Origin of the sequence: Micromonospora sp. CPCC 206061 (assembly GCF_036906915.1) — a bacterium.
Classification (GTDB): Bacteria; Actinomycetota; Actinomycetes; order Mycobacteriales; family Micromonosporaceae; genus Phytohabitans.
The window spans coordinates 195,697-218,077 of the sequence record NZ_JBAKHX010000004.1 but is presented as its reverse complement, the minus strand read 5'-3'; the positions used below and the strand labels follow the sequence as shown (position 1 = coordinate 218,077).

Genomic DNA, 22,381 nt, shown 5'->3' with positions numbered 1-22,381 from the left:
TCCTCAGTACACCGCCGTGATTTCCACAACGTCGTACATCGCGCCCCACGGCGCGGGGCAACGGCGCCCCTACCGTCTTCACAGTTACCGGACGATGGGGGTGAGGAGCATGGCCACCGGCGAACATACGCCGGTCCGGCCGGCCTGGACCTGTGCGACATGTGGCCAGGACTGGCCGTGCGCGTCAGCGCGCGACCAACTCTGCGAGGAGTACGGCGAGCAGCGGGTCAACCTGGCGGTTTACATGGCGACCCAGCTCGGTCACGCGGCCGGCGAGCTGACCGCCGCCACAACCACTCAGTTGTACGAGCGCTTCATCGCCTGGACCCGCCCCTAACACCTCTACCTCTACCAGTAGTAGACCTGCTACATTTTGCGGGATCTCTCATACGGGGAGGTGGGGATCTATGACGTCCGAGGCTGTCATCGACGTCCGCGACCTGCGGATGCGGTACGGCACCACCGACGTGCTCACGGGTGTCTCGTTCACCGCGGGGCGCGGCGAGGTGCTGGCGTTGCTCGGCCCGAACGGAGCGGGTAAGACCACCACGATCGAGATCCTGGAGGGCTTTCGCATCCGCTCGGCGGGGAAGGTCTCGGTGCTCGGCGTCGACCCTGGGCACGGCACGGAGGCGTGGCGGGCCCGGCTCGGCGTGGTTCTCCAGTCGTGGCGCGATCACAGCAAGTGGCGCGTGCGCCAGCTGCTGGCGCATCTCGGCTCGTACTACGCCAGCTACTCCACTGACCGCATCCGCCGCCCGTGGAACGTGGACGAACTGGTCGACGCCGTCGGTCTCACGCCGCACGCGCACAAGCGGGTCGGTCAGCTCTCCGGCGGCCAGCGCCGTCGGCTCGACGTGGCGATCGGCATCGTGGGCCGGCCCGAGCTGCTCTTCCTCGACGAGCCGACCGCCGGGTTCGACCCGGAGGCGCGCCGCGACTTCCACGACTTGGTGCACCGGCTGTCCGACATCGACGACACGACGATCCTGCTGACCACCCACGATCTCGACGAGGCCGAGAAGCTGGCCGACCGCATCCTGCTCCTGGCCGGCGGCTCGATCATCGCGAACGGCTCGGCCGACGAGCTGACCCGCCGGGTCTCCACCGACGCGGAGGTCCGGTGGACCCGCGACGGGGTGCGTTTCGTGCATGCGGCGGCCGACGCCACGGGGTTCGTGCGCGAGCTGTTCGCCCAGTACGGCGGGAGCATCACCGACCTGGAGGTGCGCTGCGCCAGCCTGGAAGACACCTACATGGCGCTGGTGCGCGAGTACGAGTCGGGCAGGAGCGGCGCTGCCCTCCGCGCGTTCGAGGAGGCCATCCGATGACGCCCACGCTGGCCGCGACCCGCGCGGGGCTCGCGCGCGGCTGGATCGAGCTGCGCCAGACCTTCACCAACGCCCAGGACCTGTGGAACTACATCTTTCCCACGGTCATCCTGCTCGCTGTCATGTTCTTCATGCGCGGCTCGACCGTGCCGGGTACGAGCTTCTCGCTGGGCTCCCGCACGCTGCCGAGCGCGCTGGGCATGAGCGTCGCGTTCGGCGGTCTGATGACGATGGCGATGTCGCTGTCCATCGACCGGGAGGACGGCACGCTGCTGCGCGCCAAGGCCACGCCGAACGGCATGGTTGGCTACCTGGTCGGCAAGATCGTGCTGGTCTCCGGCATGACGGTCTTCAGCATCGTGCTCTATCTCGTCTCCGGCGCCGGCCTCGTCGGCGGGCTCGCCCTCGGCGACCCGAGTGGATGGTTGACGCTCATCTGGGTACTGGTGCTCGGCATGCTGGCCACCATGCCGATTGGTGCGATCTTCGGGTCGTTGATGTCCAACCCCCGCAACCTGGGCATGATCATGCTGCCGGTCATGGGACTGATCGCGACGTCCGGCATCTTCTACCCGATCACGAACTTCCCTACCTGGCTACAGGGCATCGCCCAGGTCTTTCCGATCTACTGGCTCGGTCTGGGCATGCGATCCGCGCTCCTGCCGCACGACCTGGCGGCCGTCGAGTTCGACCACTCGTGGCGGCATCTGGAGACGGCCGGCGTACTGGGCGTGTGGGCCGTTGCCGGGCTGATCCTGGCGCCGATCGTGCTGCGGCGCATGGCCCGGCGCGAGTCCGGCTCCAGCGTGGCGGCCCGCCGGGAAAAGGCAATGCAGCGGATAACGTGAGGCGGTGCCGATGAGCGAGGTGATCTACAACCGCATCGCGATGCTGCGTGCGGAGCGCGGCATCTCCCGCCGCCAGCTCGCCGAGGCACTGGGCGTCCACTATCAGACGGTGGGCTATCTGGAGCGAGGCGAATTCAGTCCAAGCCTCCACCTGGCCTTACGCCTGGCCGAATACTTCGAGGTCCCGGTGGAGGTCATCTTCTCCACGTCCCCGTTCCCGCGCATCGGAGCGGACGTCACGCCGCGAGGATGACCGCGACCAGGGCGCCCAGCAGCATGAACGGGCCATGGGGGACGTGGTCTTTGCGGCTCACCCGGCCCATCACCAAAAGGCCCGCGGCGTACAGGCCGGCCATGAGGAAGCCGGCCATGGCCGCCAATACCGCCACCTGCCAGCCGAACCAGCCCGCCACCAGGCCCACGCACAGCGCTAGCTTCACGTCGCCGAGCCCCATGCCGGCCGGCGCGATGAGCGCCAGCACGAGATAGAAGGCCGCCAGCCCCAGTCCGCTCGCGAGCGCCACCGCATAGCGCCGCGGCTCGCCGTCGAGCACCGCTGAAAGTCCTAACAGGACAGCGGTGCCGCCGGCCGCCGGCAGCGTCAGGCGGTCGGGCAGGCGGTGCACCACCACGTCGACGAACGCCAGCACGACGCCGAACACCGCCGCCCAGCACAGTGCCGCCAGCGGCAACGGCGCGGAAACCCGCCAGGCGAGCAGTGCGAGCGTCGCGGCGGCCGCGGCCTCTACGAGGCCGGGCGCCGGGCCGATCCGCCGCCGGCACCGCGGGCACTGTCCATTAGGCGGCAGGACGCGCCACGTGGTCGGTAGCAGGGCCGCGCCGCACTCCGGGCAGTCGCGCCGCCAGCTTTCTTCATTTGGTACCGAGAAGTGGAGGATCTGCGCACGCAGGAGCGGGCCGAGTACCGCACCGGCCACCAGGGCGACCAGGGCGAGCACCCCATCGGCATTGATCGTCATCCACTCAACTCCCGCTACGTACCGTGATCGTTTCGATTGCCTCTGTTGCATCGGCGGCAGTCAGCCTATGCTGCCCATCTGGGTGTTCCTCTCGGTGTTTCCGCGATCACCGAGACCCGATTCCACACTGCCCAGGGGGGATGGCTATGGCCGGCTGGAGGCGCCGGACGCAAGTGCAGGGAGGGTGCACAGTTGCGTATGCAGCACCTGGGCCGGGCCGGGGCGGCGCTCGTCGCCGTAATACTCGTTGGCGGCGCGACCGCCTGTTCAACCTCTGACAAGTCGTCAAATTCCGCTGCCGCGGCACCCGCCGCGACCGCCTCAAATGACGCTGAGGCGGCAAAAGCGTCCAAGGCCGCATTGGCCGCATACAAGGGGTATCTAACCGCGTCTCGGGTGGCGTCGCTCGACCCAGATCCAAAACACCCCGACCTGACCAAATACGTCGCCGACCCGCTATTGACGCGGGTGCGCGACGCTGTCCGCGATCTGAAGACACATGGCGCAGTGCGCACCGGAAAGCTCGCTTCCGATCCGCATGTGACCACCGTCGACCTGGCCGCCGAGCCGCCCACAGTGTCCATTCAGGACTGCATCGACTCCACGGGATACAAGATGGTCTACGCCAACTCGAAAAAGCCCGTGCCCGGCGCGGCTGGCGGCCGATTTGTGGCCACCGCGACGGCGACCCGGTACCCGGATGGCCGTTGGCTGATCAGCGACGGCGCGACGCACGAGGACCAGCCATGCTGACCCGCCGCCTGCTCCCGATCCTCGCCCTCTTCGCAACGCTCCTGGCCGCCCCGGCGGCGGTCGCCGCCCCACCGGGTGGTGAATGCCCACCAGGTCAGACCGACTGCTGGGTTTACGACGAAAAGCCCGGCAAACCTGGTGGTGGAGACGGCGGGGGAAACAACGGCGGTGGTAGGAGCAAGTGCTACCGCGCAGGTGAGGAAGTCCCCTGCTTTGACGAGGTCTGGGGTTGGCTCGGATCGGACGGCTGTTACTACAAGATGGCCGAGCCGCAGCTGCCCTCGCCGGACGGCTCCGAAGGCGACTGGTACACGCGCACCTGCCTCGGCGGCGCGGCCCAGAACGTGTGGCTTACGACGCCACCCGGCGGCCTTCCGGATCCCGAGCCTATCGCCCAGGCGCTCGCCGCCGTAACTCTGGCCGAGCCCGACATCCACTTCAAGCCCGACCAAGGTCCTGGACTCGTCGGACTGCCGGTGTGGCTCTGGGTGGGCCAGTCCCCGAACACTTGGGGGCCGGTCGAGGCATCACGAAGCGAAGGCGGGCTCACCGTGACTATCAATGCGCGCGTCACCGGGCTGACGTTCAAGCTGGGCGACGGCAAGAGCATCGAATGTCCGACCGGTGGCACTCCGTACCCGAAGGGGGCCAAGGGGCCGTCACCGGACTGTGGATACGCCTATCAGAAGGCTGGCGCATACACGATCACGGCGACGACGAGCTGGACGGTCGACTGGGAAAGCAACACCGGCATTAGCGGCACGATCACGACTGAACGTACCGACTCGGGCGACATACAGATCGACGAGTTGCAGGTGGTGACCAGGTGAGCCTCGCGACGAACCACAAGGTGGGCGGCCCTGTCGCCGCGCCCGTCGAGCCGCCCAAGGTGGTCCGCCAGCGCCGCATGCGCCCCGGACTGCTCGGCCTCGCCATCCTGCTGGTGGCGCTCGGTGGGCTGGGTGCCGCGTTCGCGGTCACGTCGGTGCGCGCCACCGGTTCGTATCTCGCGGTCTCGCGGGAGGTGTCGGTCGGCACCGAGCTGACCGCCGACGACGTGGTGGCCGTGCAGGTCGCGGGTGGGCAAGGGCTGTCGCCGGTGTCCGCCGCCGACGTCGACAAGGTGATCGGCAAGCGGGCGGCGGTGACGCTGGTGCCCGGCACCCTGCTCACCATGGACCAGCTCACCGACAAGCCGCTGCTCGGCCCCGGCAAGCAGCAGGTGGCGATCGGCCTCAAGGCGAGCCAGGTGCCGGCCAAGCAGCTCAAACCGGGCGACGAGATCCTGCTGGTCAGCACGCCCGCCCAGAACGCGCCCAGCACCGAACGGGCGAGCCAGACCACCCGGTACGAGGGGGTCGTGGTCGACGCCACGGTCCCCGACGAAGACGAAGCCGACCGCGGCACCACCGTCGTGTACGTGGCGGTCGCCGGCCGGGACGCCCCCGCCGTGGTCACGCTCGCCGCCCAGGACCGGCTCGCCGTCATCCTCACGGGGTCGGCGTAGAGATGGCGATCATCGCGCTGGTATCGCCAAAGGGGTCGCCCGGTGTGACCGCGACGGCGCTGGCGTGCACCCTCTCCTGGCACCGCAGGCTGCTGCTGGCCGAGTGCGATCCGGCCGGCGGCTCGATCATGGCCGGCTACCTCGGCGGCGCCGTACCGGGGCCGCGCGGTATCGCTGAGCTTGCCGTCGCGGAGCTGCGCGAGGGCAAGCTGGAGGAGAACTTCTGGTCGCAGCTCATCGACCTCGACGCGCCGAAACGCGAGCGGCTGCTGCTGCCGGGGGTGGTCGACCCCACCCAGGCGGGCACGGTCGCCCCGTTGTGGCAGCGGTTCGCCGACTTCTTCACCGGACTGGAGAAGGGCGAGCCGGCGTACGACGTGATTGTCGACTGTGGACGGCTGTACGTGAACAACCCGCCGTGGCCGGTGCTGCGCGCCGCGGCGGTCGTGCTCGTGGTGACCACGGCACACCTGCCCGACCTGTCGAGCGCCCGCGCGGCGGTCGCCGCGATCCAGCGCGACTTCCGGGAGCACCGGGTCGCGCCGGGATCGGTGCGGCTGCTGCTGGTCGGCGAGGGCCACGGCACCGGCGAGATCAGCAAGGCGCTGGAGTTGCCGGTGATCGCGCGGATCCCCGACGATCCTCGTACGGCCGAGGTGCTGAGCTACGGCGGCACCATCAAGGCCAACCGCCCGCTCATGCGGGCGGCCGATGCGCTGGAAGTGCCCATCAACGCCATCCTCGACCGCCGGCGTGCCCGGCTGAGCTGGCGTCCAGCGCTGACGGAGGCGCCAAATGCGGTTTGAGCCGGTGTACCAGGACCCGCGGCTGCCGCAGCAGCCCGCCATCTCCACCGCGCCGCCGGTGCCCCCTACTGTCCATAATGGACGGCACCACGCCAACGGTTCGGCACCAGCCACGCCGGCCCGCCCCCGGGTCGACTTCGCGGTGGTGCGTGACCTGCGACGTCAGCTCAGCGAGCGGCTGACCCGGTGGCAGCGGGGGCGTGACTTCACCCCGGCGGAGGAGGATGCCGAGCGTCAGCGGCTGGCGGCCGCGGTGGTGTCCGACTACGCGGACACCGTGCGGCGGGCCGGCACGCCGATGCCGGCGGCCGAGGAGCGGATACTGCTCGACCAGGTCACCGCCGAGCTGGTGGGCCTCGGGCGGCTCCAGTCGCTGCTGGTCGACGACACGATCGAAGAGGTCCACGTGCTCGGCTGCGACCACGTGCGGATCGCCCGGCACGGCGGCGGCATCGAGTGGGCCGAGCCGATCGCCGACAGCGACGAGGAGCTGGTCGAGATCCTGCAGGCGGCCGCCCGCCGGGCCGGCGCCACCGAGCGCTCGCTGTCGACGTCCAAGCCGACTCTCGACCTCCAGTTGCCAGACGGCAGCCGCCTCGCGGCCGTGTACCTGGTCAGCCACCGCCCTTACGCCGTGATCCGCCGGCACAACACCCTCGACATCACGCTCGACGACATCTCGGGCGGCCGGGCCGACCTCGACGAGATGCTGGACGGGCTGATCCGCGACTTCCTGCGGGCGGCGATGCGCGCCGGGCTCAACATCATGGTGGCCGGGCTGGCCGGCGCGGGTAAGACCACGGTGATCCGGGCGATGATGAGCGAGATCCCGCCCGACGAGCCGTACGTGCTGCTGGAGGAGAGCCGCGAGCTGCTGCCGGCGCGCCGCGGCGAGCGGCACCGTGCGGTGATGAGCTTTGAATCGCGCGAGGGCCACGGCGAGCGCGGGCCCGACGGGCGCCCGGCGGGTGAGGTGACCATCGCCGACCTGATCCCGGTGTCGCTGCGGATGGGCGCCCTGCGGATCATCGTCGGCGAGGTGCGGTCGCGGGAGATCGTGCCGATGCTCCAGGCGATGACCACGAGCCGCGGCTCCATGTGCACCATCCACGCCCGCAGCCCGGGCGGCGTCAGCGAGCGCATCATCGAGCTGGCGCTGTCGCACGGCAAGGAGATGACCGTCGAGCAGGCCCGGCGGATGGCGGGTAACGCGCTCGACCTGATCGTGTACGTGACGGTCGAAGACGAGACCGCGATCGGCGGCCGCAAGCACCGGTTCGTCTCGCACGTCGAGGAGATCGTCGGGGTCGGCGACGGCGCCCGGATCTCCACCACCACCATCTTCGGCCCGGGGTCGGACGGCCGGGCGATACCCATGCACCTGCCGGAACGGGTGCGCGACCAGCTCCTTCGGGTCGGCTACGACGCCCGCATCCTCAGCCGGTACATCGAGGCGAAGACCGGGGCGTGGCGCCGTCCCCGGCGCAGCCAGTTGCGGCGGCGCTCATGAAGCACCCCACGAGGACGCTCCGCTGCGCTCCACGTTTCCGCGGAGGCCCCGCATGAGGTTGCCGGCGAACATCGAGCTGATCGCGGTCGTCTCCGGCGCCCTGTGCGTGGGCGGTCTGATCATGGCTGTGGTGGCGATCGTCGGCACCGACCGGCCGTCCCGCCCGCAATCGCCGACGAGCCAACGGCTGCGGATGTTCACCGGCGCCGGGCTGAACGAGCGCGAGCGCCGCCGCCACCGCGTGCTGCTCGTCGTGGCGTTCCTGGCCGGTGCGCTGGCCTGGCTGGTGACCGGCGTGCCGCTCGTGGGCCTGCTGGTCGGCATCGCGGTGCCGGGCACGCCGTGGCTGTTCACGGTCGGCCACGCCGAGCAGCGGGCGATCACCCGGATCGAGGCGGTCGGTGAGTGGACCCGACGGCTGCGCGACGTCTCCGGCACCGGGCAAGGGTTGCAGCAGGCAATCGTCGCGACGGTCGCCACCGCACCGGAGGAGATCGGCCCGGAGGTGGAGCTGCTGGCGTCCCGCCTCCAGGCGGGCTGGCACGGGAAGGACGCGCTGCTCGCGTTCGCCGGGCAGATCGGCGACCCGGTGTGCGACCAGGTGGTGGCCGCGCTCATCCTGCACCTCAGCGACCGGGGCGAACGCCTCGGCGACGTGCTCGGATCCATCGCGACTGCCGCCGCGGCCGAGGTCGCGACGCGGCGCGAGGTCGAGGCCAAACGCACGCAACCGCGGTTCGCGGTGCGCTTCCTGACCGGGATGACGTTGCTGACGCTGGCGTACGGGCTACTGAACCCGGAGTACATGGAGCCTTACGGCACCCCGACCGGGCAGGTCGTGCTGATCGTCCTTGGTGGACTGTTCATCGCGCTGCTGGCCTGGACGCGGTCGATGAGCCTGCCGCCGCCACCGGTGCGCTTCCTCGCCATTCCCACCGTCGAGGAGGTGGAGCCGTGAGCGTGAGCCCGTTTCTCGTGATCGCGGTCGTCTCCGGTGCCGCGGTGGGCCTCGGCGTGTTCCTGCTGATCCGCGAGGCCATGCCGGCCACGCCCGCGCTCGCGCCGGCACTGCACCGGCTGCACCAGAGCCCGGCCGCCGCGGGCGCGGCTGGTGGGCTCGACTGGCTGACGGGTGTCTCCCGCTGGCTCCGGCCGCCGCACAAGGAGCTGGCGCTGCTCGGCAAGACGCCTGAGCAGTACACGCTCTCGCTGGTGCTCTCGGCGCTGATAGGCCTCGCGATCCCGCCGGTTGTGACGGCGGCGCTCTCGCTTTTGGGTGTGTCCCTGCCGTTCGTGCTGCCGACCGCGACCGGCCTCGGCCTCGCCGCCCTCTTCATGTTCGTCGCGCACCGCGACGTGCTGGCAAAGGCCGAAAAGGCGCGCCGCGAGTTCACCCAGGCCGTCTGCACGTACCTCGACCTGGTGGCGCTCCAGCTGTCGGCCGCGCACGGCCCGGTGCAGTCGTTGGAGCGCGCGGCGGAGGTGTGCGACGGGTGGGTGTTCGAGCGGCTGCGCGAGGCGCTGCGGATCGCGCAGATGCAGATGCACGCGCCCTGGGACGAGCTGCGCGAGCTGTCCGAGCAGATCGGCGTGCCCGAACTGGGCGACGTCGGCGCGATCGTGCAAGCGTCCGGCACCGAGGGCGCGCAGGTGCACGAGACGCTGCGGATCCGCGCCGACTCGCTGCGCGACCAGATCCGCACCGACAACCTCACCCGTGCTGAGGCGATCACCAGCCGGCTCGACGTGCCCGGCGCGATGTTGGTCTTCGTCCTGGTCGGCTTCGTCATGTACCCGTTCCTGGCCCGCATCTGAGCCCCAACCGGAAGGACCCGCCATGACCGTCGTCTACTACCTGCACAGCGTCGTCAAGGAACGGATCGCTTACCTGCGCACGCGGGCCGAGCGGGATCGTGGCGACGGTCCGGTGCCCACCGCGATCATCATCGCCGGGCTCGCGGCCGCCGCCGTCGCGGTCACCGCCACCGCGGCGAGTCTCGCCTCCGGCTGGATGGCGAAGATCGCTCCCTGACCGATGCTCCGCAGCGCGCTGGGCCTCTGCCACCGGACCGCCGCCGCGGTCCGGCGCCGGTGCGCGCATCCGGCCGCCCGCGACCGGGGCGCCACCCCGGTCGAACTGGCCATCGTCTTCCCCGCGATCCTGCTCCTGACCTTCGCGTCCGTGCAGGTGGGCGCCTGGTTTCTGGCCCGGGCCGTGGCGCTCAACGCCGCCCAGGTGGCGGTCAGCTCCACCCGCACCCTGAACGGTGTGTCGCCGGCGGCCGGCGAGGCCCAGGCCAACAGCTTCATCGCCGACACGGGTGGCTGGCTGGTGGGCTGGAACGTCCAGGTCGACGAGGGCCCCGAGCAGGTGAGCGCCACCGTGACCGGCACCGTCGTCTCCGTGATCCCCGGCATCAGCTGGTCGGTCAGCCAGACCGCGCAAGGGCCGGTCGAGCGCTTCACGCAGGAGGGACCGTGACGCGCGATCGGGGTTCGGTGTCGGTGGAGGTGGCGATCCTGGCGCCTGCCTTCCTGATGCTCGTCGTGCTCGCCGGGATCGCCGGGCGCACCGCCATCGCGCAGAACGCCGTCGACCTGGCCGCGCACGACGCGGCGCGGACCGCGTCGCTGGCGCGCACCGCGGGCACGGCGCAGACGCAGGGCGCGGCCACCGCCGGCGCGACCCTCGCCGACCAGGGCCTGAACTGCGACGGTACGCCGGACGTGCACATCGACACGGGTGGGTTCACGGTGCCGGTGGGGCAGCCCGCCAACATCGCCGTCACGGTGACCTGCCACGTCACCTTCGCCGACCTCGTCATGCCGGGAGTTCCTGGCGGCACCACGGTCGAGGCCACCTTCGTCTCACCCCTCGACCAGTACCGGAGCCGTGGATGAACGACCGGGGGCGGGTGAGCATCTTCCTGGCGATCGCGCTCGCCGGGATGCTGATGATCATCGGCCTGGCGTACGACGGCGCCGGGCACCTGCGGTCGTTGCAGCGCGCGCACAACCTGGCGGCTGAGGCGGCGCGCGCCGGTGGCCAGGCCATCGACGTGGCGCAGGCCATCGAGGGTGGCGGTAAGCAGATCGACCGGCCGGCCGCGCGGGCGGCCGTCGACGCGTACCGTGCCGCGGCCGGCGTGACCGGCCCACCGCCCACCTTCTCCACCGGACCCAACGGTGAGCAGCTCATCGAGGTCCAAGTGACCCTCACGTACGACAACGTGTTCCTCGACGTCTTCGGGTTCGCGGACACCACCACGGTGACCGGTACGGCCACCGCGACACTCCTCACCACTTCGGACTCCTAGGAAGGAGTTGCGCCATGCGTTTCCGACAGTTCTGTACCGGCGTTGGCGCGCTCGCCGTCCTCATTGGACTGGTGGTCGGCGCACCGGTCGCGCTCATCGCCCTGGCCGGCAACCCGCTGCCCGACCACGTACCCGCACTGTCCGAAGTCACCGACGCGCTGACCAGCCCCGACGACGGCCAGCTCTTCCTGCGCGCGCTGGCCGTGGTCGGCTGGCTCGGCTGGGCCACGTTCGCTCTGTCGGTGCTCGTGGAGATCCCCGCCCGCGTGCTGCGCCTACCGGCCCCCAAGCTGCCCGGCATGCACCGCCAGCAGCGCGCCGCGGCGACGCTGGTCGGCTCGGTCGCGCTGATCATCGCAGCGAGCCCGGCGGTGGCCTCGGCGGCCGAGATGTCGGCGCCGGTCCCCGCCTCCGCGCCGGCTGTGGTCTCGGCGCCGTTGCCCGTGGCCGCGGTCGTGGAGGAGCCCGTCGAGCGCCCCGTCTACCGGGTCGAAAAGGGCGACTACCTAGGTCACATCGCCGACCGGTACCTGGGCGAGTTCGACCGGTACCCGGAGTTGGCGAAGCTCAACAAGATCGGCGACCCCGACCTGATCCGGCCCGGCCAGAAGCTGCACCTGCCGGCCAGTGCGCGCGACGCGGGGATGCGCGCGCACGCGACCGGGCTCGTGGCGACGCCCCCGCCGACGCGCACGCACGCCGGACCGGCGCCCGCACCCCGTCCCGAGGCCCCGCCGGCCGTCGAGGAGGAGCCGGAGGTGCCGCCGCTGCCACCGGCGCGGGTGATCGAGCGCGGTGAGGGTGGCGACACTGGTGGCGTCGGCGCGAGCGCCCGGCCTGGCCAACGTGAACGCCTCAATGTCCCGCTGGCGGTATCGGCCGTCCTGGCCGCCGCCAGCCTGGTAGGCGCCCAGATCGGCGTCCTCCTGGGCCTACGCGACCGCCGCCGCGCCACCACCCGCCGCCCCCGCGACCACTAACCCACCCCCGCCCCACCCCCGCCCCACCCCCGCCCCACCCCCCACCCGCGCTCCCCGGGCGTCCCGCGGCACCACGCGGTGCCACGCGGCACCGCGCGGTGCCACGCGGCACCGCGCGGTGCCCGCCCCGCCCGCTCTCCGCCGTCGATCAAGGGCAAACGCACGTGATTTGATCTCAAATCCGCGTGCGTTTGCCCTTGATCGATGAAGATCTCCTTGATCGACGCCTGCCGGCCACGGCCCGCCTAGAGCTGGGCGCGCGGTGCCTGCCTGGAGAGGACCGCGCGTACCGGGATGACGTGTCCCAGCATGCCCAAGCCCCAACCCATGATCGGCCAGACCGGCCAGAAGTACCACGCGCCGGTGCCGAGGCCGACGGCCGCCCAGATGCCGATCATCAGGAGTGATCCGGCGACGTACGAGGCGACGTGTGCCCGCATGCCGATACGGGCGCCCCGTGTCGCCCGTTGCCGGCGCTGCTCGCGGGCTCGTGTCCGCACGAACGCTTGCGGCAGGTCGGCGACCAGCGCCTCCAACTCGCCCCGGGTGCGCGCGGCGTACGCCACCGCGGACCGCTCGGTGAACTCGTCCGCCTCCAGGTAGCCACCCGCGAGTGCGTCGCCGAGCAACGCGACCGCCGTCTCGCGCTCCACCGTTCCGACCCGTTCGACCTGGTTCGCCATGTCATCCCCTCCTCGCTCACCTTCCACAGTGCCATGTCGTCTTGTCACTGTCAAGATGTGTGTCGTATGCCGCACGAGGGGTAGATCGAAGAGATGACGGATTTCCACGAACCCGAGGAAGCCGAAGGCCCGGGGCCGCGTCAGCCGGTGTTCCGCACCGGCGCGGAGCAGCCCTGGGATCCCGAAGACCTGGCGATCGCGCACGGCCAGGACCCGACGCCGCGCAACGTCGAGCGGGCACGGCGTGAATTGGAGGAGGAGGGGCCGGCGGCAATCGAGAAGACGGTCCCGTAACGAACACCGCCGTCGATCAAGGAAGATTGCATCGATCAAGGGCAAATGCACGCGGAATGGAGGTCAAATCGCGTGCATTTGCCCTTGATCGACGGAAAGGGGGCGGGCGGGCTGAGGGGAGGGTGTCAGAGCATGTGGCGGGAGAAGATTGGTAAGGGGTGGGGGATTGACAAGCGGGACCACGAAGAAACGAGCTTGATCGCGCCGAAGAGGAGCGCTGCCGCCACGATGCCGTCGAGCCAGTAGTGGTTGGCCGTGATCACGACGACGGTGACGGTCACCGCCGGGTGCAGCAGCGCCAGCAACCGCCACCGGCTGGAACTGACCCGGATCACGGCGATCGCGACCAGCAACGCCCACCCGACGTGCAGTGACGGCATCGCGGCGAACTGGTTGGCTACGCCGTCGGTGCTGCTGTCCGGGTATGCGGACGGACCGGTGGCGAGCATGGTGTCGACCATGCCGAACGACGAGACGAGGCGCGGCGGCGCAAGTGGGAAGACCACGTGTAGCGCCAGTGCCGCCGCTGTGAGTACCGCCATCTCGGTGCGCATCCGTACGTAGTTGGGACGGTGCCTGATCCAGAGCCACACCATCGCCAGCAGGGTGCCGGGGAAGTGCACGCCGACGTAGTAGAGGTTGGCAATGCGTGCGGTCGATGGCCAGGAGAGCGCCCAGTGCTGGATCGTGGCCTCGTCGGGCAGGCGAAGCGTGCGTTCGAGTTCCCAGACCCAGGTCGCGTGGCGGAAGGCCAGACTGACCTGGCCGTCGGCGAGGTGGCGGACCCCCTGGTACACAATCATCATCGAGGCGATCAGCAACACCTCGATGATGAGTTCTCGAATATGGGCGGCTCGGCGGCGGCGTGGCCTCCGTTGTTCCGGCGGCTGTGCCTTCGGTCGCGGGTCGACAACGACCCGCGAGAGTCCTTCCGTGACTGCCATCGCCGTCCCCCACCGAGCGTTCATCCACGGTTCACGCATTTCAACACTAAGTGAAATGTTTTTACCAGAACAGTGTGGCCCCGTGTGACCCCACGCACAGCTCAATAATGGGGGCGCCCTTCAAATTCCTTGAAGGACGCCCCGGAGTTACTTGGTTTAGGTGCAGGTCAGGCCCAGATGCGCAGCACCTCGCCGCGGCCGGGCGACACCGACTTGTTCGTTACGTACAGTGCGCCGTCGTGGCCGACTGCGACCCCGCCCGGCATGGTGAGCATGCCCGCGGCGAGCTCAGTCCTCGTGCCGTTCTCGACCCGGTATAGCGCGCCGACCTCTTCGCCACTGAGCAGACCGTTCTTGGTGATCTGAAGTACCAGCAGCCGGCCCCTGCGGTCGAATGCGATATCGATGATGTTCGTGAACCCGGTCGCGTACACCGTGGGTGTCTGGCCGGGGACGACCCGCCAGATCCGCGCCGCGCCCGGCTGGAACGGGAAGCCGGTCAGCTCGCCGACGTAGTAGGCGCCATCGGGGCCCTTGGTGACCGTGGTCGGCACCGCCTGCATCGGGAGCTGCGGCGGCAGGTTCGGGATGCCGGGCGGTGCGGACACCATCCGCGTGGGGAACACCGCGACCGTCGAGACCTTGCCCTTTTTGTCGATCGCGAGCAGGTCGTTGCCGCCTGCGTCGGTCGCCAGTGCGCCGTGAGGGGTCGCGAGGACGCCGTACGGGTTCGAGTCGATCTCGCCGCCGTCCGGGTTGTTGTCCTTCTCGTACTGGTTGAGGTCCGCGATCGGCTTGACCTTGCCGTGCCGATCGTGCGGCAGCAGCCTCACCACGTGCCCGAGCAGCCGGCCACCGGAGCCCAGCTGGTTGCGGGCCTCGACCGTGCCGGCACCGCCGATGGTGCCGACCAGAGCGCCATGGTGTGTGGGCGAGATGTCGTGCAAGCCGAGCGCGAAGGACCCGTCCTCCTCTGCGATCGACGGCAGGCCGGTGACGACCCGCTTCTGCTTCCAGTGAGGCTTGCCCTTGTGCCACTTGGCGCGGACGGCCGTGACGGCACTGGACTTACCGAGGCACACCTCCGCTTCCGGGTCCTCCGGCGAGGCTATGCACGGGCCCTTGCCGCCCTTGCCTGCTTCGGCCACGTAGAGCACGCCATCGTGGCCGGCGGCGATGCCGCGTGGGTTGTTGAGCTTGCGGGCGATGACGCTGACGGTGGGCTTTTCGGAGGTGGCGGCATTCGCGGCGGGCGCGCCGGCCACCAGTAGAGCAGCCGTTAGAAGACCAACAGGGACAACACGACTAAGGTTCATGAATCCCCCATTCATGGGTAAACCCCGACAGATGGAATCATGCAGCTCGGTCGGGCTGGATGTGCCCAAAACCCAAGAATCGGCTGGTGCTATCGCTCGGCGGTCGTGATCATGTCCGCCATTTGCCTCGGTGAGCGATCGGGCGCCGGGCGGCCGGGGTCTTGCCCTGGGCATGACGGTCGGCGCCCTCGCGGTGCTGCCGCTGGGCGTCGCCACCAGCGGCGTCCAGCTGCTCAGCCTCGAACCGGCGGTGGCCGCGCTGGCTAGAGTTCGAGCTTGCGCAGGGCGTCTTCGATCGCGCGGTGGAAGGTCGGGTACGCGTAGATCATGTGGCGCAGGCTCTCGACCGGCACCTCACCGTGTACCGCCACTGCCAGGCCGCTCAGCACCTCGCCGCCCATCGGCCCCGCCGACGTCGCGCCCACCAGTACGCCGCGGTCGGCGTCGGCGACGAGCTTGATGAAGCCCTCATTGCCCACCTTGTGGATCCAGCCGCGCGCAGACTCCGGCAACGGGGCGACCGTCGTGCGCACCGCGACACCGCGCTCGCGGGCCTGCTGCTCGGTCAGGCCCACCGCGCCGATCTCCGGATCGGTGAACGTGACCCGGGGCAGCGACCGGTAGTCAGCCGGCGGACCGTCCTGGCCGAGGATGTCGCGGATCACTATGCCCGCCTGGTACATCGCCACGTGCGTGAAGGCGCCGTGCCCGGTGACGTCGCCGACGCCCCACAGCTTGTCGCCGGCCCGCAGGCGGTCGTCGACCTCCAGCAGGCGCGCCTTCGGGTCGAGGCCCACGGTGTCGAGGCCCAGGTCGCCGAGCTGCGCCCGCCGACCAGTGGCCACGAGCAGCTTTTCCCCGCTGACCGAGCCACCGCCCAGGTGCACGGCGAACTCGCCGCCGTCGTGGCTGATCCGCTCGGCCTTGGCGCCGACCCGGATCTCGATGCCGTCGGCGCCCAACACCTCGGCGGCCAGGTCGGACGACTCGGGCTCTTCGACAGCCAGGAGGCGGTCGAGCGCCTCGACGATCGTCACCCGTACCCCGAAGCGCGCGAACACCTGCGCCAGCTCCAGCCCGATCGCACCACCGCCGAGCACGACCAGCGACGCGGGCAGAGTCTCGGTCTCGATGGCTTCGCGGTTGGTCCAGTACGGTGTGCCGGCGAGACCTTCGATCGGCGGGATCGCGGCCGACGTGCCGGTGCCGATGACCACGCCCCGGCGCGCCTCGAAGACGTCGTCGCCCACCTGGACGCGTCCCGGCCCGGCGAGCGTGCCGTACCCGCGAACGAACCGGCCGCCCTTGCCCGTGAACCGATCGACGGCCACCTTGTCGTCCCAGTTGTCGGTGGCCTCTTCGCGGATGCGTTTGGCTACCGGTCCCCAGTCGGGGTACACCTCGGCGCGACCGGCGAGCCCTTCGACGCGGCGCGCCTCGGTCAGCGCGTTGGCCGCCCGGATCATCATCTTGCTGGGGATGCAGCCCCAGTACGGGCACTCGCCGCCGACCAGGTTGTGTTCGATGCCCACCACCGACAGGCCGGCCGCGGCGAGTTTGCCAGCGACCTCTTCACCACCGACGCCCAGCCCGACGACGACCACGTCCACCTGTTCCGCCATGACGCCCAGCATTTCACGGTTCAGCGCGACGCGTACCGGTTGACGTACTCGCCCCGGGGTCTAGCGCTCCGCCTGCCGTTGCCGGTTCAACCGCCGGTACGGCCCTTGTGTCGTTGCCGGTGCCCGCGGTCGCGTACCCGCAGGTCGCTTGTGAACAGCACGACGGCGGTCTTCACGGCGCCACCAGGTGGGGCGGGCCGGGCACCCGCACCGGCGTGCCGGCCGCCACCAGCAGCGAGTGCGTCGCCACCGCGGCCTTGCGCCAGCCCGGCACGGCGGCCCGCCGTGCGAAGACGTCGAACTCGGCTGCCGCGATCTCGTCGAGGATGCCGCCGTAGAGCCGGTACGCGCTGCGGATGCACGCCTGCGACGCGGGCTCCAGCATGCCGACACCGGATGCCGCCGCGCCATAGTGGGCCTGTGCGCGCCTCACCTCGTACTCGATGAGCTGCTGGACCTGCGGTGTGGCCGCGCGTCGCGCGGCGCAGGCGACGAGATCGGGCCGCGTGACCCCGAACCTGGCGAGGTCTTCGTCGGGCAGGTAGGTGCGGCCCCTTTCGAGGTCTTCGGCGACGTCGCGGATGAAGTTGGTGAGCTGGAACGCGAGCCCGAGCTGGCGCGCCGGCTCGCGCGCGGCGGCCAGGTCGCTGGCGCCGAGAATCGGCAGCATCATCGTGCCGATCACGGCGGCCGACCCCTCCATGTAGTCGAGCAGGTCGGCGTAGGTGGGGTACGAGGCGACCGTGAGATCCATCGCCATGCTGTGCAGGAACGCGGCGAAGTCGGCCTGGTCAAGGTCGAAGGCGGCGATCGTGTGCAGCACGGCGGGCAGGAGCGGGTCGTCGACCGGCGCGCCGCGCAGGCCCGCGAGGAACCGGTCGGACCAGTCGCGCAGTTTGGCCGCCCGTTCGGCCGGCGGCAGTGCGTCGGTGCGGTCGACGATCTCATCCGCATATCGGGTGAAACCGTACAGCGCGTGGACGTGGCGGCGCTTCCAGGCGGGCAGCAGGCGGGTTGCCAGGTAGTACGTGCGCCCGTGCCGTTTGTGCAGCTCGCGGCAGCGTTCATAGGCTAGGGCGAGGTTGTCGTCCACCGCTGTCTCACCGCCAATCGACTCAGTAATCGACGCAACTTCTCACCTAGGGTACTCTCGACGCCATGCGACGGGTGAGCGGGCCGACCGACCGGGTGGTCGTCGTCGGCGCCGGGCTCGGCGGGCTGGCGTGCGCCCTGCACCTGGCCGGCGCCGGGCGGCAGGTCACCGTGCTCGAACGGGAGCCGGTGCCCGGAGGCCGGGCTGGGCGGCTCGCGCTCGGCGGATACGAGTTCGACACCGGACCCACCGTGCTCACCATGCCCGACCTGCTCGACGAGGCCCTTGGCGCGGTCGGCGAGCGCCTCGGCGACTGGCTGCGGCTCACCCCGCTCGACCCCGCGTACCGCGCCCACTACCCCGACGGCTCCACGCTCGATGTGATTACGGACACGGCGCGGATGGCCGCGGAGATCGGGCGGGTGTGCGGGCCGCGAGAGGCCGATGGCTACCTGCGTTTCGTCGACTTCGCGCGGCGGCTGTGGCGGCTGGAGCGGGCCGACTTCATCGAGCGCAACCTCGACTCCCCGCGCGACCTGCTCACACTCAACCTGCTGAAGCTGCTGTGGATGGGCGGGTTCCGGCGGCTCCAGAGCAAGATCGACCAGTTCTTCGCCGATCCACGCACCCGACGGATCTTCTCCTTCCAGGCGATGTACGCGGGGCTGTCGCCGCACGACGCGCTCGCTATCTACGCGGTCATCGCGTATCTCGACTCGGTCGCCGGCGTCTACTACCCGGAAGGCGGCATCCACTCGGTGCCCCTCGCCATGGCCGGCGCGGCGGAGAAGCACGGCGTGACGATCCGGTACGACACGACCGTCACCACGGTAGAGACCGCGGGCGGGCGAGCCGTGGGGGTTCGCACGGCCGACGGCGAGCGCGTCCCGGCCGACGTCGTCGTGCTCAACCCCGACCTGCCGGTCGCTTGGGCGCTGTCCGGGGCACGCCCACGCCCGCTGCGCTACTCGCCGTCGTGCGTCGTGCTGCACGTGGGTTCCACGCAGGGGTACAGCCAGATCGCGCACCACAACCTCCACTTCGGACGCGCCTGGCGCGGCACCTTCGACGAGGTGATCCGGCGCGGCGAGCTGATGTCAGATCCGTCGTTGCTCGTCACGCGCCCGTCGACCGGCGCCCCCGACGGGCGGCACGCCTACTACGTGCTCGCCCCCGTGCCCAACTTGGCCCACCGCCGGCCGCTCGACTGGGAGGGCGGGCTGCGCCAGCGATACACCGACGAGCTGGTCGACGTGCTGGAGGCACGCGGCTATCGGGGCTTTCGGGACGGCATCGAGGTGGCGCAGATGGTGACCCCTTCCGACTGGGCGGCTTCAGGCCTGGCGGGGGGTACCCCGTTCGGGGCGGCCCACACATTCCTGCAGACCGGCCCGTTCCGGCCCGGTAACCTCCATCCCACAGTGGACAATGTCGTCTATGTCGGCTCGGGCACGCAGCCGGGCGTGGGCGTGCCCATGGTGCTGATCTCCGGCAAGCTCGCCGCTCACCGCGTCACGGGAGGCGCTCTGTGAATCTCTCTGGTTTGGGCCCCCGCGAGGCGCACCTGGTGGAGCTCGTCGACGAGGCGGGAGGTGCCCTCGGCTCGTCCACTGTGGAGGTCGCGCACCAGGCGCCGGGGCAGCTGCATCGGGCATTCTCCGTGGTCCTCGTCGACCCCGACGGGCGACTGCTGCTCCAGCAGCGCGCCCAGGCCAAGAGCCGCTTCCCACTGCGTTGGGCCAACGCCTGCTGCGGGCACCCCGCACCCGGCGAAGACTTGACCGCCGCGGCCACCAAGCGGCTCGGCGAGGAGCTTGGCCTCGACCCGGTGCCGCTGACCGAGGTCGGCGTGTACCGGTACTTCGCCGAGGACCCGGCGACCGGGCGGGTGGAGTACGAGTACGACCACGTGCTGCTCGGGTCGGTCGATGCCCACGTGCCGGTGCGGCCTGACCCGCAGGAGGTGGCCGCGGTGCGGTGGGTCGAGCTCGACGAGGTGCGAGCCGACCTGTGGGAGCAGCCGCGGGCGTACGCGCCCTGGCTCGGCGGCGTGGTCGACGCGCTGCCCCGGGTGCTGTCTTCTGAAAACGCTGCGGAGCGGTCGGGTGGCCGATGAGGGGCTGAGTGCGGGAGCCGCGGCACGCCGCCTTGGTGTGGCGGTTACCACACTTCGCACCTGGCACCAGCGATACGGGCTCGGCCCGAGCGAGCACGTGCCCGGCCACCACCGCCGGTACACGGCGGAAGACCTGGCCCGGCTGGACGTGATGCGCGAGCTCACCGCGGAGGGCGTGGCGCCCGCTGAGGCGGCCCGCTGGGCGCGCGGCACCGTGCCACGGCAGGTGGCCAGCCGGCGACACGGTGGCGGGCGCGTGATCGCGGTAGGCGCGGCAGGCGATGCCGCTCGCGGTCTCGCCCACGCTGCGATGCGCCTCGACGCGACCGCCATGCGGGAGATCATCGAACGCTCGATCACCACGTCAGGCGTCGTGCCGACCTGGGACACCTTGCTCAGGCCGGTGCTCTCTGGCGTCGGGGAGCGACACGCGGTCGTCGAGGTGGAGCACCTGCTGTCCCGCTGCGTGTCCGAGGCGCTGGGTGCTGTCCCCCGCCCGCCGGCTGCCGCGGGACCGCCCCGCATCCTCCTCGCCTGCGCCGACGAGGAGCAGCACAGCCTGCCACTGGAGGCGCTGGCCGCCGCGCTGGCCGAGGTCGGAGTGGCGTGCCGCCTCCTCGGCGCACGAGTGCCGCCATCCGCCCTAGCCGGCGCCGTGCGGCGAACCGGCCCAGACGCCGTCATGGTGTGGTCACACTCACACGCCACCGCCGACCCGCGCCAGCTCGACACGCTGCGATCGGGTCCACACCGTCCGCCACTCATCATCGCGGCCGGTCCCGGGTGGGACGAACTGCCAGTTGTCATCGAACGACCAGACAGCCTCGTCGCGGCACTCACCCTATTGAGCAATCGGACGTAAGCCCGCTAGAAACCCTCGATTCTCGGGCGCCACTCAAGTAGCGTGTTGTCGCTTTGTTCCCGAACCCCTCGGGAGTCTCACTGATGACGCGACGTGGGGCGTTCACCGCCGCACTGCTCGTACTGGCGATCCTCGTCGGAGGCCGCTGGGCCATGGGCCGGCAGCCCGCCGAGACCGTGGCTCACCAGGCACTCGGCAGCCGTCCAGTGCCCGCCGAAAGCTCGCCAGCACCGACACCGACCGCCGCCGCCACGCCGTCGGTCGCACCGCCGACGACCAAGGCGCCGGCGCCGAAGAAGACCACCACCAAGCCCGCCATCCGATCCAAGGTCGGCCCGTTCGGCACCAGGCGGATGACCGGCAGCCGCGGAGTGGCGCTGACCTTCGACGACGGGCCCAACCCAGCGTGGACGCCCGCCGTGCTCGACCTCCTGCGCGCCAACAGGGTCAAGGCCACCTTCTGTGTGGTCGGCACCGAAGTGCGCCATTACCCCGCGTTGGTCAAACGCATCGTGCGCGAGGGCCACACGCTGTGCAACCACAGCTGGCACCACGAGTTCGACCTCGGCACCAAGCCGGAGCAGGAAATCAAGGCGAACATGCTGGCCACCAACCGGGAGATCCAGCGGGCCGTCCCTGGCGCACGGGTCAAGTACTTCCGCCATCCGGGTGGAAAGTGGACCGCCGAGGCGGTCAAGGCCGCGCGCGAACTGGGCATGACCTCCCTGGACTGGGACGTCGACCCGACCGACTGGGCAAAGCCCAGTGCCGAGGCCATCAAGCAGCGGGTCATGGCCAAGGCCAGGTCCGGCTCGATCATCCTGCTGCACGACGGCGGCGGTGACCGGGCCGGCACGGTAGCCGCCTGCAAGACGCTGATACCGGCACTCAAGCGCAAGTACGGCATCGTCCTGCTCCGTTGACCTGCTCCGCCGGCCCTCGCCGGAAGTGAAACGTGACGCGCCCAGAACCAGTTTGGATGGACGGTCCGGCGTCGCGTATGCTTTCCAAGCCTCCGGCGGGGCCGGATGGGAGCTCAGCTGCCAGAGTTGCGATGTGCAATGATGGCGGGGCCGCCCTCATCGTCTAGCGGCCCAGGACGCCGCCCTTTCAAGGCGGTAGCACGGGTTCGAATCCCGTTGGGGGCACGGTCCGGCCTAGCCGGAGGAGCAAGGCAAGGTCCTGTGGAGCAGTTGGAGTGCTCGCCGCCCTGTCAAGGCGGAGGTCGCGGGTTCAAGTCCCGTCAGGACCGCTTACGTCGATAGTTCGCTGTCGGCGTGGTCTCACCCGGCCAGGTAGCTCAGTTGGTACGAGCGTCCGACTGAAAATCGGAAGGTCGGCGGTTCGACCCCGCCCCTGGCCACATAGCCTTTCGCCGGGCTATCAGAACGCCTACCAGCGGAAACGCCGGTGGGCGTT

At 70.3% G+C, this 22,381-nt stretch carries 27 protein-coding genes and 3 tRNA genes; 24 read left to right on the top strand and 6 right to left on the bottom strand.

Translation table 11 applies throughout. The features are described from left to right. The first annotated feature begins 109 nt into the window (after positions 1-109). The 4 genes from V6V89_RS05360 to V6V89_RS05345 all read left to right on the top strand — a co-directional run bounded on the left by V6V89_RS05360 (position 110) and on the right by V6V89_RS05345 (position 2,432). A complete protein-coding gene (locus V6V89_RS05360) occupies positions 110-337 on the top strand; it encodes a flavin reductase (protein WP_334617800.1) in 228 nt (75 codons plus the stop codon). Positions 338-407: 70 nt separating this feature from the next. Then, positions 408-1,331 (top strand): ABC transporter ATP-binding protein, encoded by a 924-nt coding sequence (locus tag V6V89_RS05355; RefSeq protein ID WP_334617799.1) that lies wholly within the window; start codon positions 408-410, stop codon positions 1,329-1,331. Further along, the gene (locus tag V6V89_RS05350) at positions 1,328-2,179 is read left to right on the top strand and encodes an ABC transporter permease (RefSeq protein WP_334617798.1); all 852 of its coding nucleotides are present in this window, start codon (positions 1,328-1,330) and stop codon (positions 2,177-2,179) included. The genes V6V89_RS05355 and V6V89_RS05350 overlap by 4 nt, the downstream gene beginning before the upstream one ends. 10 nt (positions 2,180-2,189) lie before the next feature. After that, positions 2,190-2,432, top strand: coding sequence for a helix-turn-helix transcriptional regulator (locus tag V6V89_RS05345; protein ID WP_334617797.1), 243 nt, complete (start codon positions 2,190-2,192; stop codon positions 2,430-2,432). On the opposite strand, the gene V6V89_RS05340 is transcribed toward V6V89_RS05345, so the two are convergent. Next, positions 2,416-3,159, bottom strand: coding sequence for a prepilin peptidase (locus V6V89_RS05340; protein WP_334617796.1), 744 nt, complete (start codon positions 3,157-3,159; stop codon positions 2,416-2,418). The genes V6V89_RS05345 and V6V89_RS05340 overlap by 17 nt on opposite strands. A gap of 198 nt (positions 3,160-3,357) precedes the next feature. Here V6V89_RS05340 and V6V89_RS05335 point away from each other — a divergent pair, with 198 nt between their 5' ends. The 12 genes from V6V89_RS05335 to V6V89_RS05280 are packed head-to-tail and all read left to right on the top strand — an operon-like array spanning position 3,358 to position 12,032. Next, positions 3,358-3,912: a hypothetical protein gene (locus tag V6V89_RS05335; RefSeq protein WP_442935074.1), complete on the top strand. Its 555-nt coding sequence runs from the start codon at positions 3,358-3,360 to the stop codon at positions 3,910-3,912. Continuing rightward, a complete protein-coding gene (locus V6V89_RS05330) occupies positions 3,906-4,742 on the top strand; it encodes a hypothetical protein (protein WP_334617794.1) in 837 nt (278 codons plus the stop codon). Before V6V89_RS05335 ends, V6V89_RS05330 begins: the two co-directional genes overlap by 7 nt. Beyond that, the gene (locus V6V89_RS05325) at positions 4,739-5,419 is read left to right on the top strand and encodes an SAF domain-containing protein (protein ID WP_442935066.1); all 681 of its coding nucleotides are present in this window, start codon (positions 4,739-4,741) and stop codon (positions 5,417-5,419) included. The genes V6V89_RS05330 and V6V89_RS05325 overlap by 4 nt, the downstream gene beginning before the upstream one ends. 2 nt (positions 5,420-5,421) lie before the next feature. Further along, the gene (locus V6V89_RS05320; protein WP_334617793.1) at positions 5,422-6,225 is read left to right on the top strand and encodes a ParA family protein; all 804 of its coding nucleotides are present in this window, start codon (positions 5,422-5,424) and stop codon (positions 6,223-6,225) included. Then, a complete protein-coding gene (locus V6V89_RS05315) occupies positions 6,215-7,735 on the top strand; it encodes a CpaF family protein (protein ID WP_334617792.1) in 1,521 nt (506 codons plus the stop codon). Before V6V89_RS05320 ends, V6V89_RS05315 begins: the two co-directional genes overlap by 11 nt. 52 nt (positions 7,736-7,787) lie before the next feature. Next, positions 7,788-8,693, top strand: a complete 906-nt coding sequence (locus tag V6V89_RS05310; protein ID WP_334617791.1) for a type II secretion system F family protein — start codon at positions 7,788-7,790, stop codon at positions 8,691-8,693. 2 nt (positions 8,694-8,695) lie between these two features. After that, positions 8,696-9,550 (top strand): type II secretion system F family protein, encoded by an 855-nt coding sequence (locus V6V89_RS05305; protein WP_442935073.1) that lies wholly within the window; start codon positions 8,696-8,698, stop codon positions 9,548-9,550. A gap of 22 nt (positions 9,551-9,572) precedes the next feature. Next, a complete protein-coding gene (locus V6V89_RS05300; protein WP_334617789.1) occupies positions 9,573-9,767 on the top strand; it encodes a hypothetical protein in 195 nt (64 codons plus the stop codon). A gap of 3 nt (positions 9,768-9,770) precedes the next feature. Next, positions 9,771-10,217, top strand: coding sequence for a TadE/TadG family type IV pilus assembly protein (locus V6V89_RS05295; RefSeq protein WP_334617788.1), 447 nt, complete (start codon positions 9,771-9,773; stop codon positions 10,215-10,217). Next, a complete protein-coding gene (locus V6V89_RS05290; RefSeq protein ID WP_334617787.1) occupies positions 10,214-10,636 on the top strand; it encodes a TadE/TadG family type IV pilus assembly protein in 423 nt (140 codons plus the stop codon). Before V6V89_RS05295 ends, V6V89_RS05290 begins: the two co-directional genes overlap by 4 nt. Then, positions 10,633-11,052 (top strand): pilus assembly protein TadG-related protein, encoded by a 420-nt coding sequence (locus V6V89_RS05285; protein ID WP_334617786.1) that lies wholly within the window; start codon positions 10,633-10,635, stop codon positions 11,050-11,052. The genes V6V89_RS05290 and V6V89_RS05285 overlap by 4 nt, the downstream gene beginning before the upstream one ends. A 14-nt stretch (positions 11,053-11,066) precedes the next feature. Beyond that, the gene (locus tag V6V89_RS05280; RefSeq protein ID WP_334617785.1) at positions 11,067-12,032 is read left to right on the top strand and encodes a LysM peptidoglycan-binding domain-containing protein; all 966 of its coding nucleotides are present in this window, start codon (positions 11,067-11,069) and stop codon (positions 12,030-12,032) included. 245 nt (positions 12,033-12,277) lie between these two features. Here V6V89_RS05280 and V6V89_RS05275 read toward each other — a convergent pair whose 3' ends face one another. Then, on the bottom strand, positions 12,278-12,715 hold the full coding sequence (locus tag V6V89_RS05275) for a DUF1707 domain-containing protein (RefSeq protein ID WP_334617784.1): 438 nt from the start codon (positions 12,713-12,715) through the stop codon (positions 12,278-12,280). Positions 12,716-12,808: 93 nt separating this feature from the next. Between V6V89_RS05275 and V6V89_RS05270 the strand changes: the two genes are divergently transcribed. Further along, a complete protein-coding gene (locus V6V89_RS05270) occupies positions 12,809-13,009 on the top strand; it encodes a hypothetical protein (protein ID WP_334617959.1) in 201 nt (66 codons plus the stop codon). A 125-nt stretch (positions 13,010-13,134) separates the two neighbouring features. Here V6V89_RS05270 and V6V89_RS05265 read toward each other — a convergent pair whose 3' ends face one another. The 4 genes from V6V89_RS05265 to V6V89_RS05250 all read right to left on the bottom strand — a co-directional run bounded on the left by V6V89_RS05265 (position 13,135) and on the right by V6V89_RS05250 (position 17,984). Next, positions 13,135-13,830 (bottom strand): phosphatase PAP2 family protein, encoded by a 696-nt coding sequence (locus V6V89_RS05265; protein WP_334617783.1) that lies wholly within the window; start codon positions 13,828-13,830, stop codon positions 13,135-13,137. Positions 13,831-14,120: 290 nt separating this feature from the next. Continuing rightward, positions 14,121-15,218 carry a ScyD/ScyE family protein gene (locus V6V89_RS05260; protein ID WP_334617782.1) on the bottom strand — a complete coding sequence of 366 codons (1,098 nt, stop codon included), beginning with the start codon at positions 15,216-15,218 and terminating at the stop codon, positions 14,121-14,123. Positions 15,219-15,532: 314 nt separating this feature from the next. Continuing rightward, complete coding sequence (locus tag V6V89_RS05255) at positions 15,533-16,891, bottom strand: dihydrolipoyl dehydrogenase family protein (protein ID WP_334617781.1); 1,359 nt, start codon at positions 16,889-16,891, stop codon at positions 15,533-15,535. A 172-nt stretch (positions 16,892-17,063) separates the two neighbouring features. Beyond that, on the bottom strand, positions 17,064-17,984 hold the full coding sequence (locus tag V6V89_RS05250) for a phytoene/squalene synthase family protein (RefSeq protein WP_334617780.1): 921 nt from the start codon (positions 17,982-17,984) through the stop codon (positions 17,064-17,066). 65 nt (positions 17,985-18,049) lie between these two features. Here V6V89_RS05250 and crtI point away from each other — a divergent pair, with 65 nt between their 5' ends. The 7 genes from crtI (at position 18,050) to V6V89_RS05215 (ending at position 22,325) form a co-directional block, all read left to right on the top strand. Then, on the top strand, positions 18,050-19,516 hold the full coding sequence (gene crtI / locus V6V89_RS05245) for a phytoene desaturase family protein (protein ID WP_334617779.1): 1,467 nt from the start codon (positions 18,050-18,052) through the stop codon (positions 19,514-19,516). An 11-nt stretch (positions 19,517-19,527) separates the two neighbouring features. Continuing rightward, on the top strand, positions 19,528-20,100 hold the full coding sequence (idi, locus tag V6V89_RS05240) for an isopentenyl-diphosphate Delta-isomerase (protein WP_334617946.1): 573 nt from the start codon (positions 19,528-19,530) through the stop codon (positions 20,098-20,100). After that, a complete protein-coding gene (locus V6V89_RS05235) occupies positions 20,090-20,962 on the top strand; it encodes a MerR family transcriptional regulator (protein WP_334617778.1) in 873 nt (290 codons plus the stop codon). Before idi ends, V6V89_RS05235 begins: the two co-directional genes overlap by 11 nt. An 83-nt stretch (positions 20,963-21,045) precedes the next feature. Then, the gene (locus tag V6V89_RS05230) at positions 21,046-21,885 is read left to right on the top strand and encodes a polysaccharide deacetylase family protein (protein ID WP_334617777.1); all 840 of its coding nucleotides are present in this window, start codon (positions 21,046-21,048) and stop codon (positions 21,883-21,885) included. Between the two features lie 152 nt (positions 21,886-22,037). Continuing rightward, positions 22,038-22,110: transfer RNA gene (locus V6V89_RS05225), tRNA-Glu, on the top strand. Positions 22,111-22,140: 30 nt separating this feature from the next. Continuing rightward, positions 22,141-22,214, top strand: a tRNA-Asp gene (locus V6V89_RS05220). Positions 22,215-22,251: 37 nt separating this feature from the next. Then, a tRNA-Phe gene (locus tag V6V89_RS05215) sits at positions 22,252-22,325 on the top strand. Positions 22,326-22,381 lie beyond the last annotated feature (56 nt).

Excerpts from the sequence above, each read along its gene's own strand:
- V6V89_RS05360 (WP_334617800.1), top strand. The coding sequence starts at position 110 with ATGGCCACCGGCGAACATACGCCGGTCCGGCCGGCCTGGACCTGTGCG.
- V6V89_RS05355 (WP_334617799.1), top strand. The coding sequence starts at position 408 with ATGACGTCCGAGGCTGTCATCGACGTCCGCGACCTGCGGATGCGGTAC.
- V6V89_RS05350 (WP_334617798.1), top strand. The coding sequence starts at position 1,328 with ATGACGCCCACGCTGGCCGCGACCCGCGCGGGGCTCGCGCGCGGCTGG.
- V6V89_RS05345 (WP_334617797.1), top strand. The coding sequence starts at position 2,190 with ATGAGCGAGGTGATCTACAACCGCATCGCGATGCTGCGTGCGGAGCGC.
- V6V89_RS05340 (WP_334617796.1), bottom strand. The coding sequence starts at position 3,159 with ATGACGATCAATGCCGATGGGGTGCTCGCCCTGGTCGCCCTGGTGGCC.
- V6V89_RS05335 (WP_442935074.1), top strand. The coding sequence starts at position 3,358 with ATGCAGCACCTGGGCCGGGCCGGGGCGGCGCTCGTCGCCGTAATACTC.
- V6V89_RS05330 (WP_334617794.1), top strand. The coding sequence starts at position 3,906 with ATGCTGACCCGCCGCCTGCTCCCGATCCTCGCCCTCTTCGCAACGCTC.
- V6V89_RS05320 (WP_334617793.1), top strand. The coding sequence starts at position 5,422 with ATGGCGATCATCGCGCTGGTATCGCCAAAGGGGTCGCCCGGTGTGACC.
- V6V89_RS05315 (WP_334617792.1), top strand. The coding sequence starts at position 6,215 with ATGCGGTTTGAGCCGGTGTACCAGGACCCGCGGCTGCCGCAGCAGCCC.
- V6V89_RS05310 (WP_334617791.1), top strand. The coding sequence starts at position 7,788 with ATGAGGTTGCCGGCGAACATCGAGCTGATCGCGGTCGTCTCCGGCGCC.
- V6V89_RS05300 (WP_334617789.1), top strand. The coding sequence starts at position 9,573 with ATGACCGTCGTCTACTACCTGCACAGCGTCGTCAAGGAACGGATCGCT.
- V6V89_RS05295 (WP_334617788.1), top strand. The coding sequence starts at position 9,771 with ATGCTCCGCAGCGCGCTGGGCCTCTGCCACCGGACCGCCGCCGCGGTC.
- V6V89_RS05285 (WP_334617786.1), top strand. The coding sequence starts at position 10,633 with ATGAACGACCGGGGGCGGGTGAGCATCTTCCTGGCGATCGCGCTCGCC.
- V6V89_RS05280 (WP_334617785.1), top strand. The coding sequence starts at position 11,067 with ATGCGTTTCCGACAGTTCTGTACCGGCGTTGGCGCGCTCGCCGTCCTC.
- V6V89_RS05275 (WP_334617784.1), bottom strand. The coding sequence starts at position 12,715 with ATGGCGAACCAGGTCGAACGGGTCGGAACGGTGGAGCGCGAGACGGCG.
- V6V89_RS05270 (WP_334617959.1), top strand. The coding sequence starts at position 12,809 with ATGACGGATTTCCACGAACCCGAGGAAGCCGAAGGCCCGGGGCCGCGT.
- V6V89_RS05255 (WP_334617781.1), bottom strand. The coding sequence starts at position 16,891 with ATGGCGGAACAGGTGGACGTGGTCGTCGTCGGGCTGGGCGTCGGTGGT.
- crtI (WP_334617779.1), top strand. The coding sequence starts at position 18,050 with ATGCGACGGGTGAGCGGGCCGACCGACCGGGTGGTCGTCGTCGGCGCC.
- V6V89_RS05230 (WP_334617777.1), top strand. The coding sequence starts at position 21,046 with ATGACGCGACGTGGGGCGTTCACCGCCGCACTGCTCGTACTGGCGATC.